This is a genomic window from Parerythrobacter jejuensis (assembly GCF_039536765.1).
GTDB lineage: Bacteria > Pseudomonadota > Alphaproteobacteria > Sphingomonadales > Sphingomonadaceae > Parerythrobacter > Parerythrobacter jejuensis.
On sequence record NZ_BAAAZF010000001.1, the window covers coordinates 233106 to 249803 of the forward strand.

16 protein-coding genes are annotated in these 16698 nt (G+C 58.6%); 10 read left to right on the forward strand and 6 right to left on the reverse strand.

The features are described from left to right. Positions 1-13 precede the first annotated feature (13 nt). The 5 genes from otsB (at position 14) to trxB (ending at position 5810) form a co-directional block, all read left to right on the forward strand. Complete coding sequence (otsB, locus tag ABD653_RS01125; protein ID WP_160779463.1) at positions 14-745, forward strand: trehalose-phosphatase; 732 nt, start codon at positions 14-16, stop codon at positions 743-745. Then, entirely contained in the window at positions 730-2541 is a 1812-nt protein-coding gene (locus ABD653_RS01130) for a glycoside hydrolase family 15 protein (protein ID WP_160779464.1), read from the forward strand. Before otsB ends, ABD653_RS01130 begins: the two co-directional genes overlap by 16 nt. Beyond that, on the forward strand, positions 2538-3929 hold the full coding sequence (locus tag ABD653_RS01135; RefSeq protein WP_160779465.1) for an alpha,alpha-trehalose-phosphate synthase (UDP-forming): 1392 nt from the start codon (positions 2538-2540) through the stop codon (positions 3927-3929). Before ABD653_RS01130 ends, ABD653_RS01135 begins: the two co-directional genes overlap by 4 nt. Before the next feature lie 44 nt (positions 3930-3973). After that, complete coding sequence (locus tag ABD653_RS01140; protein ID WP_160779466.1) at positions 3974-4753, forward strand: tyrosine-protein phosphatase; 780 nt, start codon at positions 3974-3976, stop codon at positions 4751-4753. Between the two features lie 88 nt (positions 4754-4841). Next, complete coding sequence (gene trxB, locus ABD653_RS01145) at positions 4842-5810, forward strand: thioredoxin-disulfide reductase (RefSeq protein WP_160779467.1); 969 nt, start codon at positions 4842-4844, stop codon at positions 5808-5810. A gap of 35 nt (positions 5811-5845) precedes the next feature. Here trxB and ABD653_RS01150 read toward each other — a convergent pair whose 3' ends face one another. The 3 genes from ABD653_RS01150 to ABD653_RS01160 form a co-directional block, all read right to left on the reverse strand. Next, entirely contained in the window at positions 5846-6292 is a 447-nt protein-coding gene (locus ABD653_RS01150; RefSeq protein ID WP_160779468.1) for an MAPEG family protein, read from the reverse strand. Continuing rightward, positions 6289-6738 carry an MAPEG family protein gene (locus ABD653_RS01155; protein WP_160779469.1) on the reverse strand — a complete coding sequence of 150 codons (450 nt, stop codon included), beginning with the start codon at positions 6736-6738 and terminating at the stop codon, positions 6289-6291. Before ABD653_RS01155 ends, ABD653_RS01150 begins: the two co-directional genes overlap by 4 nt. 63 nt (positions 6739-6801) lie before the next feature. Further along, the gene (locus ABD653_RS01160; protein ID WP_160779470.1) at positions 6802-7758 is read right to left on the reverse strand and encodes a threonine ammonia-lyase; all 957 of its coding nucleotides are present in this window, start codon (positions 7756-7758) and stop codon (positions 6802-6804) included. A gap of 231 nt (positions 7759-7989) precedes the next feature. On the opposite strand from ABD653_RS01160, the gene ABD653_RS01165 reads away from it, so the two are divergent. Then, complete coding sequence (locus ABD653_RS01165; RefSeq protein ID WP_160779471.1) at positions 7990-9201, forward strand: saccharopine dehydrogenase family protein; 1212 nt, start codon at positions 7990-7992, stop codon at positions 9199-9201. Here the strand turns inward: ABD653_RS01165 and ABD653_RS01170 are convergent. Then, entirely contained in the window at positions 9198-10640 is a 1443-nt protein-coding gene (locus ABD653_RS01170) for a serine hydrolase (RefSeq protein WP_160779472.1), read from the reverse strand. The two genes, ABD653_RS01165 and ABD653_RS01170, sit on opposite strands and share 4 nt — an antisense overlap. A 100-nt stretch (positions 10641-10740) precedes the next feature. On the opposite strand from ABD653_RS01170, the gene ABD653_RS01175 reads away from it, so the two are divergent. Next, positions 10741-11919, forward strand: coding sequence for a carboxynorspermidine decarboxylase (locus ABD653_RS01175; protein WP_160780433.1), 1179 nt, complete (start codon positions 10741-10743; stop codon positions 11917-11919). Here ABD653_RS01175 and ABD653_RS01180 read toward each other — a convergent pair. Next, positions 11916-12893, reverse strand: a complete 978-nt coding sequence (locus ABD653_RS01180) for a DUF3137 domain-containing protein (protein WP_160779473.1) — start codon at positions 12891-12893, stop codon at positions 11916-11918. The two genes, ABD653_RS01175 and ABD653_RS01180, sit on opposite strands and share 4 nt — an antisense overlap. Between ABD653_RS01180 and ABD653_RS01185 the strand changes: the two genes are divergently transcribed. The 3 genes from ABD653_RS01185 to ABD653_RS01195 all read left to right on the forward strand — a co-directional run bounded on the left by ABD653_RS01185 (position 12894) and on the right by ABD653_RS01195 (position 15761). Then, the gene (locus ABD653_RS01185) at positions 12894-13484 is read left to right on the forward strand and encodes a LemA family protein (RefSeq protein WP_344705251.1); all 591 of its coding nucleotides are present in this window, start codon (positions 12894-12896) and stop codon (positions 13482-13484) included. A gap of 153 nt (positions 13485-13637) precedes the next feature. Continuing rightward, complete coding sequence (locus ABD653_RS01190; protein WP_160779475.1) at positions 13638-14840, forward strand: alanine racemase; 1203 nt, start codon at positions 13638-13640, stop codon at positions 14838-14840. A 60-nt stretch (positions 14841-14900) separates the two neighbouring features. After that, positions 14901-15761 (forward strand): DUF5694 domain-containing protein, encoded by an 861-nt coding sequence (locus ABD653_RS01195; RefSeq protein WP_160779476.1) that lies wholly within the window; start codon positions 14901-14903, stop codon positions 15759-15761. 240 nt (positions 15762-16001) lie between these two features. On the opposite strand, the gene ABD653_RS01200 is transcribed toward ABD653_RS01195, so the two are convergent. Further along, on the reverse strand, positions 16002-16685 hold the full coding sequence (locus ABD653_RS01200; protein ID WP_407672765.1) for a LuxR C-terminal-related transcriptional regulator: 684 nt from the start codon (positions 16683-16685) through the stop codon (positions 16002-16004). Positions 16686-16698 lie beyond the last annotated feature (13 nt).

The window sequence follows — 16698 nt, forward strand, 5'->3', positions numbered from 1 at the left end:
TATGCCTAGCCCCATGTTGCAGCGCAGCACCTTGCCAGCACCGACCCCGCTTCTTGGTATCGAGCGGCCTGCGCTATTCCTCGATTTTGACGGTACTTTGGTGGATATCGCCAGCAATCCGGACGCGATCAGCGTGGCCGATGACCTGGGGCAGAAGCTAGAAAGCTTGAGCCGTCGCTTGGAAGGACGCCTCGCAGTTGTGACGGGCAGGGGGATCGACAATCTGGAGCAGTTTCTAGGGTCTCGCGCTATGTTTCGCGCCGGCTCTCATGGTGCGCATGTGTTGACTGCAGAGGGCGCTGTCTTGCGGCAGGCGCAGGCATTGCCGGACGAAGTCACTGCCAGACTCTCGAGCTTCGCGCGTGATCATAACCTGCTATACGAGCGCAAGGCACATGGCGGCGCCTTGCATTATCGAACCAAGCCCGAACTCGAGGAGCAAGTTCGCGGGTTCGCGAATGATCTGGCGCAAGCCCATGATCTCTCCGCCAAATCTGGCAAGTGTGTCGTCGAACTAGTATGGCCCGGGGCCGACAAGGGTGGGGCGGTGCATTTGCTGATGCAGCAGGCTGAATTCTCCTCCTGTACGCCGATCTTCGTTGGCGACGATGTCACTGATGACGATGGCATGGCTGCTGCGGTTGAGCACGGCGGCTTTGGCATCGCTGTTGGCGAACGCCCCTCGAATAACGCCTCTTACCATCTCGATACCGTGAAAGACGTCCATACATGGCTGAACCTGTGACTTCCGATCTCGAACTTTGGCCTATCGGCAATTGCCAGGTGTCCGGCTTGATCGATCGCACCGGGGCGATCGTGTGGGGCTGTGTCCCACGGGTCGACGGTGATCCGGTTTTCTGCTCATTGCTCAACGACAGCAACCGCGGCGCGGGCATTTGGCGGTTCGAACTGGAAGGCCAAGTCTCGGCCACTCAGGAATATATCCGCAATACACCGATACTTGTCACACGGCTTGAGGCGGAGGACGGAAGCGCCGTTGAAGTGCTCGATTTCTGTCCACGTTACGAAGGCAACGGCCGCATGTATCGACCGGTCGCCTTTGGCCGCATTGTCCGCCCAGTGGCCGGCAATCCACGGATCCGGGTCGTCTTGCGTCCAATGAAGAATTATGGCGCACAGCCTGTCGAGACCACAAACGGGACGAACCACATCCGCTATTTGGTGGGGCAACAGGGCTTGCGGCTCAGCACCGATGCCCCAGTCGGCTATGTGCTCGAAAGCCGCACCTTCCGGATTGAGGGGGATACACATTTCTTCCTTGGGCCTGACGAGCCATTTTCGGGTAACCTGCGCGAGGAAATCCGCCGGATGGAGCAATCCACCCGCAAGTACTGGCAGACCTGGGTGCGTGGGCTGGCAACTCCGTTTGAATGGCAGGACGAGGTGATCCGCTGCGCCATAACCCTCAAACTGTGCCAACATGAGGAAACCGGTGCGATTGTTGCTGCGCTGACGACCTCGATCCCGGAGGCGGCACATTCCGAACGTAACTGGGACTATCGTTACTGCTGGATCCGCGATTCCTATTACACGGTTCAGGCTCTCAATCGGCTTGGTGCGCTGGATGTGCTCGAGAAGTATCTCGGATATCTCCGTAATATTGTCGACAGCGCCAAAGGCGGGCACATCCAGCCGCTCTATTCGGTGATGGGCGAAAGCGAGCTGGATGAGACGACGGCTGCGTACCTCGCTGGCTATCGCGGTATGGGCCCGGTGCGGCGCGGCAATGCGGCCTACAAGCAGATACAGCATGACTGTTACGGCCAGATCGTGATGCCAACTGTGCAGGGTTTCTTTGACCGCCGCTTACTTCGGATTGCCGATGATCGGGACTTCGAAAGTCTTGAGGAAGTGGGCGAGATGGCGTGGAAGATGCATGACCAGCCCGATGCCGGTTTGTGGGAATTCCGCACAAGGCAGGAAGTTCATACCTATTCTGCCGTAATGAGCTGGGCCGCCTGTGATCGCCTGGCCGGCACCGCGGAGTTAATCGGCAAGCCGGATCGTGCCAAATTGTGGCAGGATCGCGCGGAGGCAATCCGCACGAAGATCGAGGCCGAGGCCTGGGTAGAGGGTGATAGCAACGGCAATTCGGGGCACTACAAGGCGAGTTTTGAAACCGATTACCTTGATGCAAGCCTGCTGCAGATGATCGATCTCCGCTTTCTCAAGCCCGACGATCCGCGCTTCCAGTCCACCTTCGCTGCGATCGAGAAAGAACTGCGGCGCGGCGAGCATATGCTGCGCTATGCGACCGAAGATGATTTCGGCGCTCCCGAAACAGCCTTCAATGTCTGCACGTTCTGGTTGATTGAAGCCTTGCATCTCGCCGGACGCAGTGACGAGGCGAGGGGTTTGTTCTCTACCATGCTGGGCCATCGGACCGGTTCGGGCATGCTGAGCGAGGATCTCGACTGGGAATCAGGCGAGCTGTGGGGGAACTTCCCGCAAACCTACTCGCTGGTAGGTATAATCAATTGTGCAGGGCTTCTTTCAAGGCCCTGGAGTGAGGTACGTTGAGCCGACTGGTTGTGATCTCGAACCGCGTAGCGGTACCCAAGGCTAGAGGTGCCGCGGGTGCGCAAGGCGGGTTGGCCGGGGCGCTCAATTCCGCGTTGAAGAAGTTCGGTGGGATATGGTTCGGCTGGTCTGGACAGGAGAGTGAAGACCGTACCGGCAATATCAATCTGCAACGCAGTGAAGGGGTGACAACCGCCACGATCGATCTCTCGGCTCGCGATATCGATGAATATTACAATGGCTACGCCAATTCGACGCTGTGGCCGCTGTTCCATTACCGGCTCGATCTTACGGAATATGAACGCGAAACCGGCATCAGTTACGAGCGGGTCAACGAACGTTTCGCCGAATGCGTCACGCCGCTGATTGAAAGCGATGATCTGGTTTGGGTGCATGATTATCATCTGCTCCCATTGGGCGAACGGCTCCGGTCTCGCGGGTTGAAGAACCGGATCGGGTTCTTTCTCCACATCCCGTGGCCTCCAACACGGTTGTTCGTGTCGCTGCCTTTTCATGAGCGGCTGGTGAAAACCATGCTGCACTATGACGTGATCGGCTTCCAGACACAGGAATGGCTGGAGAGCTTCCTCCACTATTGCACCAAGGAACTGGGCGCGGATGTTGATGAAGCGACTGGCTTGATTTCCTACGAAGGGCGCACGGTCCGGGCCAAAGCCTATCCGATCGGGATCGATTGGGACCATTTCCAGGCCCAGGGCGATAGTGAAGAGGCCAAAGTAGCCGAACAGAGACTGATTGAATCCACCCGCAACCGGACCGCCATGATCGGGGTTGATCGGTTGGATTATTCCAAGGGCTTGCCAGAGCGGATCGACGGTATCGGACGCTTTTTTGACCAGCATTCCGAACGGGTTCGCGACCTTGTCTACATCCAGATCGCGCCGCCCAGCCGTGAAGACGTACAAAGTTATCAACAAATACGCGAAACACTCGAACAGAAGACCGGACAGATCAACGGAGCGCGGTCGGAAGTCGATCTTGTTCCGATCCGCTACGTCAATCGCGGGTATAGCCATGGTGAATTGTTCGGTTTTTTCCGGGCCTGCAAGATCGGATTGGTGACGCCGCTGCGGGACGGGATGAACTTGGTCGCCAAGGAGTATCTTGCCGCGCAGGACCCTGAGGATCCCGGGGTCCTAATCCTGTCGCGTTTTGCAGGTGCTGCCGCGCAGATGCCCGAGGCTGTTCTGGTCAATCCGCATAGCCCGGACGATGTCAGCCATGCGATCAAACTGGCCCTGGACATGCCTCTGGAGGAGCGCAAGCGACGCTATCATGCGATGATTCAGACGGTTCGGGATGACAATGTGCAGGATTGGACAGAAGCCTTCACGCGCGATTTGGCAGAAGTCTCCTGCAAGACCTGATCCAACGCTTGTCGGGGATGGATTCGCCGTGCCACTAGGCCGTCATGGCAAACGAACGCGTCCTTCCGCTCGAGCAAGTTCACAATTTCCGCGATTATGGCGGCTACGCCACGCGTGACGGAGGGACTGTGCGGCGCAACCTGCTGTTCCGCTCCGGCCATCATGCGGAAGCAACCACGGACGATTTGTCCGCAATTGATGCCTTGGCATTGGCGCATGTCGTCGACCTTCGCGGCAATGGGGAACGCGAAAGCCACCCGGTCCGGCTGCCGGGAGGTTTTGCAGGCGAGCTACTCCATTTCGATGGTGAGACGGCCGGGCTTGGGGCGCATCTGGGCGCCTTGGACGGCGCGATGACGGCGGAAGACGCGCATTCAGCGATGGAGAAGCTCTATTCTACCCTGCCAAAGCGCGAAAACCTGATCTGGATCTTGAAGCGCTATTTTACGGCGCTTGCCAAAGGGGAGGGGGCGAGCTTGGTTCATTGCCATGCGGGTAAGGATCGCACCGGTATGGCCGTCGACTTGCTCCACCATGCCCTGGGAGTGCATCCCGATGACGCGATGGAAGATTTCTTGCTGACCAATAAGGCCGGCGATCAGGATGCGCGCATAGCCCAAAGTGCGCCGACCATTCGCGCGCGCTACGGCGCGGTGGATGATGAGACCGTGCGGGTCGTCATGGGAGTGGATGCCCGCTACCTGCATGCCGCGCGTAAAGCACTGGTCGATGCGCATGGATCGGTCGACGCTTTCCTGCACGACGTGCTTGGCGTTGACGAAGAAGGCCGCAAGGCCCTGCGCTTGCATCTGGTGGAAATGTAACCAGATCGGCTGGACCGGCGAAGGTCCCGCCATCACAAGAGACGCTTAGCGCGCCCGACCGGCCCGCACAGATACGGAATTGCAGACTATGGCTACGCATCGCACCAAAATGCTCATCATCGGCTCCGGCCCGGCGGGATACTCCGCCGCCATCTACGGTGCGCGCGCCATGATGGAACCGATTGTAGTACAGGGTCTTCAGCCTGGCGGTCAGCTTACCATCACCACCGATGTCGAGAATTACCCCGGTTTTCGCGATGTGGTTCAGGGGCCCTGGTTGATGGAAGAGATGCAGGCCCAGGCCGAACATGTCGGAACCCGCATGATGTGGGATACGATCGTGGAAGTCGATATCGAGAATGGCTCCCCTTTCCGCGCGATTGGCGATAGCGGCGACGAGTATATTGGCGATGTACTGGTGATTGCGACCGGTGCACAGGCGAAGTGGCTCGGCGTTCCTGGCGAGCAGGAGCTTGGTGGCAAGGGTGTCAGCGCCTGTGCGACGTGCGACGGGTTCTTTTATCGCGGCAAGAAGGTGGCCGTGATCGGCGGGGGCAACACCGCTGTCGAAGAGGCGCTCTATCTCACCAACCATTCTGACGATGTGACGTTGATCCACCGTCGTGACGAGCTGCGTTCGGAGAAGATCCTGCAAGAGAGGCTCTTCAAATCCGACAAGATCAGCACCTTGTGGAACAAGACCGTCGAGAGTTTCGAGGCGGGGGATGATGGGTCATTGAGCCATCTTGTCCTCATAGACACCCAGACGGGCGAGAGATCGACGCTGGAAGTCGATGGCGCATTCGTGGCGATTGGCCATGCCCCGGCGACCGAGTTGTTCAAGGGCAAGTTGCCGATGGACGAGACGGGCTATTTGCTGGTTGAGCCGGGCACGCCCAAGACTTCCATACCGGGTGTATTCGCGGCCGGTGATGTGATGGATCACACCTACCGTCAGGCGGTAACGGCTGCGGGTGTCGGTTGCATGGCCGCTCTCGATGCCGAACGCTTCCTCGCAACGCTAGAGGAGACGCGGGAAGTGGAGGCGGCGGAGTAAGCTCCAACCCGCCCCATTTGCTGCCCCACCACCTTTTACATGTGAATGTCGAAGACCGTGATGGTTGCGTGAAAGATCAGCGCAATCAGGATCAGGCTCGACAATGCGAACAGGATAAAGCGCACCAGAACCTTGTTAGCGGTTACCTGGACCAGCGAGTGGATTACCCTAAGGCCCATATACATCCAGCCTAGCAGCGCGTTGATGCCGTCGCCCTGGCCCGTTATCGCGAGCACGATTGCTACGGCGTAGAACACGGTCGGTTGCTCGTGCAGATGATTGTAATTGTCTGCCTTCCAATTGACATTGTCCGGCAGTTTTTCGCGCAAGCCGGCACCGGTTGTCCCGACGAGTTTGGCGGGCTCCTGGATGTCGGGAGCTTTGTTCATGGCGGGAATGCGGGTGGCATACATCCACGCCCACATCACCATGGTCCAGATCGCCAGGGCGACCACTGGCTGAAGGATATTCATGCCGATCATACGAGAACTCCGGGATCATGAAACAGGGTTGCCATCACCGCGCGTACTGCGAGCACCACGAGGGATAGAGTGGACAAAACGAAGATCAGGAAGCGGACAGACACAACGTTGACCATTGCCTGCCAGATCGAATGGACAATACGTAGGCCGACATAGACCCAGGCCAGCGTCACATCGAGCGCGCCGGCACCCATGATCGCAAGGATTACCACGGTAGGGTAGAAGATGGTCGGCTGTTCCATCAAGTGGGCGTAATTGTGTGCCTTCCAGTTTACCTTGTCGGGGATGACCCCCTCCAGATCCTGGCCGCGACCGCCGGGTTTGGCGTCCTTGAGATCAGCACCGGACTTGGCCATGGCCGGAAATCGTGTCCCGGCTGTCCAGAACAGCATGATCAGTGACCAGACGACCAAAACGGCGGCTGGCGCGAGCATTTGAGCCTGCATGGGTTCCCCTCCCTTGAAATCGTTCCCTTGGTGGCGAGGGCATGGTGGAATGTCAAACGCGGCCTATGCCGCTGCGATCGTCTGCGCGAAGGCAACTGCGTCGGTATTGCCTCCGGTGATCATGATAACGGTATCTGCATCAAGCTCGACCTTGCCCGCCAGGGCTGCGGCAAGTGCGGCGGCACCTCCGGGTTCCACCACCAGTTGCAATCGGGAAAAGGCGAAGCGCTGGGCTGCGCGCACTTCATCGTCGGTCACTGTGACTCCTGGTTCCGAGCGACCGCCTAAGACAGACAAGTTGATCGGCTTGGTCGCCGTAGGTTGCAGCGCGTCGCAGATCGTCGCAGGCGGGTGTTCGCCGACCGGCACGATCTCTCCAGCGGCAATGGCCTGGCCGACCATATCCCAGCCGACGGGTTCCACCGGGACAATCCGGGCATCGGGGCAGGCAAGAGAGAGTCCGGCGGCGAGGCCACCCCCACCGCAACAGGCGATCACGCGGGACGGTTGCCGACCAAGCTGGTTCGTGATCTCGATCCCTGCGCTGCCCTGTCCTTCGATGACCCACTTGTCGCCAAAGGCATGGACCAGCGTGCCGCCTTTCTCGGCGATGATCGCGGCGGCGACCGCATCGCGATCTTCGCCCGGCCGGTCATAAAGGACGATCTCGGCTCCCAGCGCTTTGGTCGCCTCCAGCTTCACCTTGGGTGCATCGCGCGGCATCACAATGGTCGCTGCAATCCCCAACCGGCGAGCGGCCCATGCCACACCCTGCGCGTGGTTGCCGCTCGAGACTGCGACCACGCCTCGCGCCCGTTGTGCGTCGTCAAGCACGCGCAACCGGTTCCACCCGCCACGGATCTTGAACGCGCCAATAGGCTGCAGGTTTTCGGCCTTCACCCAACACGCCGTTCCGTCGATTTCGACAGGCAGCAGCGGGGTAGGGGGCAGGAACGTGGCGATTGATTCTGCTGCCTCGATCACACCATCACGCGTCGGCATCGTATCGGCGCCGGTCATGCGCAAAGTCCTACACGATGGAACACATGGAACACTGTCCTGAAGCAAAATTTGCAGGGGCCGTGCGCGGATGAAAAGGCGCTGCGGAGGGCGGGCATGTAACTGGTCGGGATTGCGGTCATATCCGCGCTATGCCGCATCGCTGCGCAGTAGGAAATCGCCGGATCGTTTTACCCCCACTCCGCATTACACTAAGAGTCGCGCAAGAATCGCATTTGAAAGGCCAATCCCATGTCTACAGTCCTCGTGATCGGAGCCGGTGGCGTCAGCTCGGTCTGCGTCCACAAAATGGCGTTCAATGCCGATATCTTCACCAGCATCCATCTGGCCAGCCGCACCAAGAGCAAATGCGATGCCATCGCCGCCAGTGTTAAGGAGCGCGCCGGGCAGGATGTCAGCACCTACGAGATCGATGCTGAAGAAGTTCCGGCGATGGTGAATTTGATCCGCAAGGTGCAGCCCAGCCTCGTCGTCAATCTCGCATTGCCGTATCAGGACCTGCCAATCATGGATGCGTGCCTGGAGGCTGGTGTGCACTATCTCGACACCGCCAATTACGAGCCCAAGGACGAGGCGAAGTTCGAATACAAATGGCAATGGGCCTATCACGACCGCTTCAAGGAAGCGGGACTGATGGCTCTGCTCGGCAGCGGCTTCGATCCAGGCGTGACCAGCGTTTTCACGATGTGGTTCAAGAAGCACAAGCTGAAGACTATCCGCCAACTCGATATCCTCGACTGCAATGGCGGCGATCACGGGCAGGCCTTTGCCACGAATTTCAACCCGGAAATCAATATCCGCGAAGTCACCGCGCCGGCCCGGCATTGGGAAAACGGGGAGTGGGTAGAAACGCCAGCGATGCAGGTGATGACCGAGTTCGATTTTGACGCGGTCGGGCCGAAGAACGCCTACATGATGTATCACGAGGAGCTGGAGAGCCTGACCAAGTTCAATCCGGAGATAGAGCGCGCGCGTTTCTGGATGACCTTTGGAGACGAGTATATCAAGCACCTCACCGTGCTGCAGAATGTCGGCATGACAGGGATTGATCCGATCAAGTACCAGGGTCGGGAGATCATCCCGCTGCAATTCCTCGCCGCTGTCTTGCCCAAGCCGGAGACCCTGGGCGAGACCACCACCGGCAACACCAATATTGGCTGCATTGCGACCGGCGAGGCGCTCGATGGATCAGGTGAGAAGACCTTCTACATCAACAATATTTGCAGCCATGAAGCAGCCTTCGAAGAGACCGGTAATCAGGGTGTCAGCTATACGACCGGCGTCCCCGCCATGATCGGCAGTGCCATGATGCTGAGCGGAACCTGGATTGGTGACGGCGTGTTCAACATGGAAGAGTTCGACCCCGATCCGTTTATGGACATGCTGAACCAGCACGGCCTGCCGTGGCAGGTGAAGGAGCTGGACGGACCGGTGGAGTTCTAAACCTGCTCCGGCGCAGCCTTACCAAAATATGCCAAGATCAGCCGGAAGACAGCCCACAAAACACCCATGGTCGCGGTGGCTATAAGGAGCAGACCAACATCAGGTTGGAACAGTCCTATAGTTGCCAATGATGCGCCAAATATCCTTGGCACCGCGACAAGAATGAAGATAGCCGCAGCCACAGTTGTGACGAGCGGAAACCACAGGCTGAACAGGCCGAAAGGACCCGTTTTCGCACGGAGGGCTGCTCTGTAGCGATAGGCCCAGACCATGCTCAACAGATAGATGATGGGCAGCAATGCCAAGCTGATGAAAAGCGCTTTCTGCCATGTCCTACTGGTTTCGCCATGGTACGCGAGGCCGAGTGCTCTGGCCGTGATGCCATTGCGGAGCTGGATTGTTTCGCCAAAGCCGGTTCCACTTCCGGCGTTTACCAGGACTATGGCAGCCTTTTTCTCTGCCGGTTTCATCGTAGCCAGGGCTTCAAAGCCGGGAGATGACCCGGAATGAAAGACGGTTCCTTTCTCCTCGTCCAGAAACCATCCGAAGCCGTAGTATGGTGACAGCTCGCTCGCAGGTTGCATCATCGCTTGTTTGCCGGCAGCGCTCAGGATGTCGTCCTTCTCGTTCATCATCAATTGCAGATAGCGGGCCAGATCAGCCGCGCTTGCCACAATGCCACCCTGCGGGGCCGAGCCTGGACCCGAGGGGTTGAAGGTCATTGCCTTCTTTGTGCCAAACCAGGGCCTGTGACCGGTGGCCATGTCGCCGTTGATTGTTCCGTCCGAGACGAAACTGTCGCGCATTTCCGCAGGCTCCATGATGCGCGATTCTATGTAGGTGGCAAAGTCTTGTCCGCTAACCACCTCGATAACGCGGCCCAGCACCTTGTAATTGTGGTTCGAGTATTCCCACCGGGTACCGGGGGAGTAGGCGGGCTCCTCCTGTGCAATCTGGGCGGCTTGATACGCGAGGATATCCCCATCATCGGTACGATCTTTGTGGGATGCGTTGCCCTGAAAGGTTGAAAAGCCGCTTGTGTGACTAAGCAATTGGCGAATTGTTACGCCACCTGCGGGGCGCTCGGCAAAGACCGGGAGATAGTCGGACACGGGCGCATCAAGCTCGATCTTCTCGGCTTCCATCAACTGCATGATGGCCAGTGCAGTGAAGCTTTTCGAAACGGAACCCGTGAGGAACGGGGTGTCTTCGGTTACGACTGTTCCTGTGTCCACATTCGATACGCCGCGCGCTCGCGCGACAATGGCGTTTCCATTTGTGACAATTCCATAGGCCAGGCCCGGAACCCCGGAATTCGGCATTTCGCGCTCAACGAAATCTTCGATGGAGCCCAAACCCTGATTTGCCGACAGAGTAACGGCGAAGCCGAAAGCGAGCGCAGTTAGCGAAAACCATTTGGTCAAAACCGAAAGTACCATCCTTGGATGTCTAGCACGTGCGTGCCTCCGACCAAGACGTATCCCCGTTCATTCGACCAATGACATGTGAAAGGATTGGTTTATGGGGAGCGCTATGACCATGGAAACCAAGGCTGGCGATCCCGGTGCATTCGCCCAATTCGACCTTTCGCGTGTCGACAGCCCTGCCTTCGTCGTCGATGCGGCGAAATTGCGGGCGAACCTGCAGATCCTCGCTGAAATTCGCGATGTGGCGGATATCAAGATGCTGGCTGCGCTCAAGGCGTTCTCGATGCATGCGGTGGCCCCGATGATCGGGGAGTATCTCGATGGCACCTGCACCAGCGGCTTGTGGGAGGCGCGGCTGGCGAGCGAGTTTTATGATGGCGAGATCAGCACCTATTGCGCGGCGTACAAGCCCGAGGACCTGGAAGAAGTCTGTCGCCTGTCAGACCATGTCATATTCAATTCGCCGCAGCAGAAAGAGCGGGCGCGGTTGATCCTTGATCAAGCGCGACTGACCGGCGGCGACTTCGATATTGGATTGCGGATCAATCCGCAGGTCCCGACGGGGGAAGTGCCGCGTTATGATCCTTCCTCCCCCGGCTCGCGGCTCGGCTTTCCGATCGACCAGCTTGAGCCGGAGATGATGGAAGGCGTGGACGGGATCCACTTCCATAATCTGTGCGAGCAGGGCTTCGAGCCGTTGGCGCAGACATGGGACAAGGTGTTCGATGCGATCGAGCCATGGTTCGGACAGCTCAAATGGATCAATATGGGCGGCGGGCACCACATTACGCGAGCCGACTATGCGCGCGAGGAACTGGTGGAATTCCTGCGTGACGCGAAAGAGGATACCGGCGCCGAGATTTACCTCGAGCCGGGCGAGGCTGTGGCGCTGGATGCAGGAATACTGGTCGGGACCATTCTCGACAGCGGTTTCAACGAAGTGCCTTTCGCGATCACCGATGTCTCTGCCACGTGCCATATGCCCGATGTTATCGAAGCTCCGTATCGGCCGGCGATGCTGGGCGAAGAAGCGGGTGGGGAGGGCGCTCCCGTGCGCCTTGGTGGCCCGTCATGCCTCGCAGGGGACGTGATTGGCGATTACAGCCTGCCGGTGCCCAACCAGGCCGGGCAGCGTGTCGCCTTCCTCGACCAGGCGCATTATTCGATGGTGAAGACCAACACATTCAACGGTGTGCCGCTGCCGAGCATCTATCTGTGGGATAGCGAAACCGACCAGCTCGAGCTGGTCAAAGAGTTCGGCTACGAGGATTTCCGCAACCGGTTGAGCTAGTCGCCAAATCCGTAGGTGCGGTTGATCGATTTCGCCAGTCGTCCCATCGAGGCGAATTGCTCGGCGCATTTTTCGACCATGAAGCGGTCGCTTGCCGGGTTCATAGTACCCCCTTCGAACATGTTGCCGCCACGGACCGCAACCACGATATCGCCCTCTACGAAAAGCGAGCAGATATCCTGCCCGTCAAATGCGGCCTCCAGCTTGAGCAAGCGTTCGACATAGAGTGGATCGACGAGGAAGCGGGCTTCGGTCTGGTCGTCGCTCCAGACTTCGAACAGATCGTCAAATTCAGGGTGGACCATGTCGACCGTGTCGAGTTGGTGCCCCTCGAATTTCACGCTGTCTTTGCGATCGCCAAAGCCGAGCCAGCTCTTATGTTTGCCCGCACGTTGCACCAGCGTGATGCCGTGGAAGCGACGCCCCGATGCAATCCGGATGATGGCGCCGCGGAAAACCGTAACCCAGCGGCGGTTCTTGCCCGAGCCCTTCTTCTGGCACAGATGCGCTTCGTGGAGCAGGAATGGCAGCCCCTCCAGTTCTCCGCTCCAGAAATCTTCCAGTTCGGCGCGCTGGTGGCGTGGGACCAGCCTGAACTGTTTCGCCAAGTCGAACTCGCGACCTTCTTTGCCATCATGGCTGTAAGTCATACCCAGCGCGTCGGCGATACCTTCGTTGATGCCGATTTTGACCCGCTTCTTGGCCGCGCGGATCGGCCCCGTCGCCCAGCCAAATGCGAAGGTGACGATGAACCCTGAGACCCACAATTTGGGGAACAGCTCGACAGGCACCAGTATGATTGCGATCAACAAGAGCGGGCCGAGTACCATTGCGGCCTTCCAGCCCCGGGCCCACGCCTGCGCAGTCGCCTCAACACGCGCATGGCGCTGTTCTTCCAGGAATTGCCCCAGAGATCCGGCCATCAGCCGGTCGATATCGGGTATCTCGACTATGCGCTTGACCCCCAGTGCCACTTGCGTTCCAATACCCAGACTAACGAAGGGGAGTTGGCGATGGAATGGGTGATCGTGATTGGCGTGGTGGTTGTCCTCGCGATTTTCGTGATCGGTATCTACAATCGCCTGGTCGGCTTGCGGCAGAATGTCCGGCAAGGGGTGGCGGATATCGACGCCCAGTTGCGCCAACGCCATGATCTGATCCCCAATCTGGTCGAGACGGTGAAGGGCTATGCGTCGCACGAGACGGACACTCTGGAACAGGTGACCGAAGCGCGCAATCGCGCGGCTTCGGGGCAAGTCAGCTCTTCGGATGAGGCGCAGCTGAAGATCGCGCTCGATCGCCTGTTGGCGCTGAGCGAGAATTATCCGGACCTGAAGGCCAATGTGAACTTCCAGGAGCTGCAACGCGAACTGGCAAATACCGAAGACAAACTGGCTGCCGCCCGACGTGCGCTGAATGCCGCAGTGTCGCGGTTCAATACCGCGCGGGAGAGTTTCCCGGCGATCCTGTTTGCCGGTGCTCTCGGTTTTCAGGAAGCCGATTTTCATCGCCTCGATGACAGCGAGAAGGGCACGGTGGACCAGGTTCCCCAAGTGTCATTCTGACCGGGCAAGAACGCGCGCATTGGATGCATTTTTTGATTTGCGATTCCGCGCCACTCGCTTATAGGCGCGCGCTCTGCCCCAAGGGACAATAACCGCAAGGCAGCCCTACATCGACATACGGTCAGAACCTAAACCTTCTGGGGGTCCCTTGAGTTGCACATTTATCCAGATGCCAAGGCTGTAGTTCGCGCCCTAGCGCCGGACGAACCCATTATCCTCAACCGCCCGCATGCCGCCGCACGCGCCGCCCGATTCTTCGTGCAGAAGTTTCCGGGCAAGTCGCTGTATGCCGTAAAGGCAAACCCGTCGCCCGACCTGTTGCAGGTCCTGTGGGAGAACGGGGTGACGCATTATGATGTGGCCTCGATTGCAGAGGTGCGTCTGGTGCGTGAAACGCTGCCCGGTGCGCATTTGTGCTTCATGCATCCGGTCAAAACGCCGCGTGCGATTGCAGAGGCCTATCACAAGCATGGCTGCCGCACGTTCAGCCTGGACACGTTGGAAGAGCTTGAAAAAATCGTGGCTGCTTGTGCAGACGATGCCGGCAATCCGGCGACCGATCTGAAATTGTGTGTGCGCTTGCGGGTTTCTTCGGAATATTCCGAATTGTCGCTGGCCAGCAAGTTCGGCTGTGACCTGACTGAAGCCCCGGCACTGTTGCAAGCGACCCGCCAGCATTGCGATTGGCTGGGTGTGTGTTTCCATGTCGGCAGCCAGGCGATGACGCCGTTTGCATTCGTGCAGGCAATCGAGCGTGCCCGCGCAGCCATTGCCGATGCGAGCGTGGTGATCGATATGGTGGATGTCGGCGGCGGCTTCCCCAGTATTTATCCCGAACTCGATCCTCCTCCGCTGGAAGACTATTTCGAGATCATCCACAAGCATTTCGAAGCGCTGCCGATCGCCTATAATGCTGAATTGTGGTGCGAGCCGGGACGCGCTCTGAGCGCAGAATACTCCTCCCTTGTCGTCAGGGTTGAGAAACGCCGCGGCGAAGAACTCTATATCAATGATGGCGCTTACGGGGCCCTCTACGATGCAGCGCATGTAGGATGGAAATTCCCGGTCAAGGCGCTGGAAGATGATCTGATCAAGCCCGAGATAGGCTTTTCCTTCTATGGGCCGACTTGCGATGATGCGGATTTCATGGAGGGGCCATTCCTGCTGCCGGAAGACATTCAGGCGGGGGACTTCATCGAGGTCGGGATGCTGGGTGCCTATGGCGCGGCCATGAAAACCGGGTTCAACGGGTTCGGCAATGCGGAACAGTATGTGGTGGAGGACGAACCGATGGCCAGTCTCTATCGTGGCGATCGAGTGCTGCCTGCCAGCGACAATGTTGTGAGCCTACGCTAGCGCCGTTGACCGTTGCATCCTTACTGTATTACATCAGTAATACGATAAGGAGTCTGTTTGATGGTGATACGGTTTCTGGCAACCCTGCTGGCTTTTACGCTGCCAACCTCGCTCATGGCGCAGGGGACGGACACGCCCGATCCGGTCGAGGTCATGATCCTGGGCAGTTACCACTTCGCCAATCCAGGCCGCGATGCGGTTAATATGGAGGTCGACGACGTTCTCAGTCCGCGCCGCCAGAAGGAAATCGCGACCCTCTCCAATACTCTCGCTCAATGGGCGCCGACACGGGTGGTCGTGGAGGCGAGGGCATCCGGCCCGGACTTCGAACTTGCCGACTATGCTGACACAGACACGTTGCTGAGCACGTCTCGCAACGAGAGTGTGCAGATCGGGTACCGGCTGGCCCGGGCGATGGGACACCGGGCTGTGTTCGGATTTGATGAGCAACCCGAGGGCGATGAGCCTGATTACTTCCCTTTGCAGTCGGTCCAGCAATTCGCCCGGGCAAATGGACAGGAGGCTATCCTGACCAGCCTGTTCGCTGATCTGCAGGAGCAAATTTCCGCAGAGCAGGCGCGCTTGCCAGACCAGACAATCGCAGGATCACTCATCTTTCACAATCGTCCCGATCTGGTCGAGGCGCAGCATCACAAGCTCTATTACAGCTTGCTGTCGATCGGCGATGGCGATGCCCAACCCGGCGCTGAGCTCAATGCCTATTGGTATATGCGCAATGCCAAGATGTTCGCCAAGCTGAACAAGGTCGCACAGCCAGGGGACCGGGTCTTGGTAATTGTGGGTAGCGGCCATTCGGCCTGGCTACGCCACTTTGCCGAACGCATGCCAGGCTATCGCCTGGTGGAGGTAATGCCCTACCTGATCGGTGCTAATGCTGCTTCTCGCGTGGATGGCGAATAAAAAGACCGCCGCAGACGGGATCAGTCGCGGCGGTCCTGTTTTGCGACCCTTTCGGGCCCGGTGCGTTAGAGGCGGCTTGCGTCTCACACCAAGGGGATGTGCCGGGCCGGTCAAAAGACGCTTCGGGAGGGACAGGAGGAAACAATCATCAACCGGCCCCGGGCACTGTTTTTAATTAGGCCGATTCGAATAGATGCAAAAGATGGACCTTGGTCCGTGGCTTGTGTTGCACCAAATGCACTAGATTCCAGCTTCGACCGCAATCCTCACAAGATCAGCGCTTGTCCGCAGGCCAAGCTTTTCCATCACCAAGCCGCGGTGCATCTTGACCGTCTTTTCAGACAGGCCAAGCTCCGCCGCGACTTGCTTGTTGCGCAGGCCTGATGCGACCAATGTCGTCACCTGGAGTTGACGCGGAGACAGCGTTTTGAGCATCTCGGCCGCTCTTTCCCGGCGGGCCATACCCATATTGGGTTGGTCATCGTCAACCTCGACCTGGCTGCCGAGGAAATAGAGCAATTCGTCTGTGTCATCGTAAATCGGCGCGACCAAGACGGCGTTGCGGAATGGCGATCCGTCTTTCTTGTAATTGAGGATCTCAACCAAGACCGGCTTATGTTCGCGCACGCCTTCACGGATCTTTTCGGTCAGCCATGGTTCGGTTCCCGATCCGGACAGGAACCGGCAATTGCGACCGACGCATTCGCTTTCTTCATAGCCGGTCAGATCGGCAAATGCCTTGTTGATGGCGACCAGCGGATTGTCGGGCAGTCGGGGATCGGACACGACCGAGGCGATCGGGCTCGCTTCAATCAGGTCAAGCACCCATTGATCGGGCTGCGGAATCGCAGCGGGATCAGTGACTTCCGTGTCATCCGATTGGCTCGGCGGAGGGCTGTTTGAGTCCGGTCCCATACACTGCATATCGCTCGTGTCC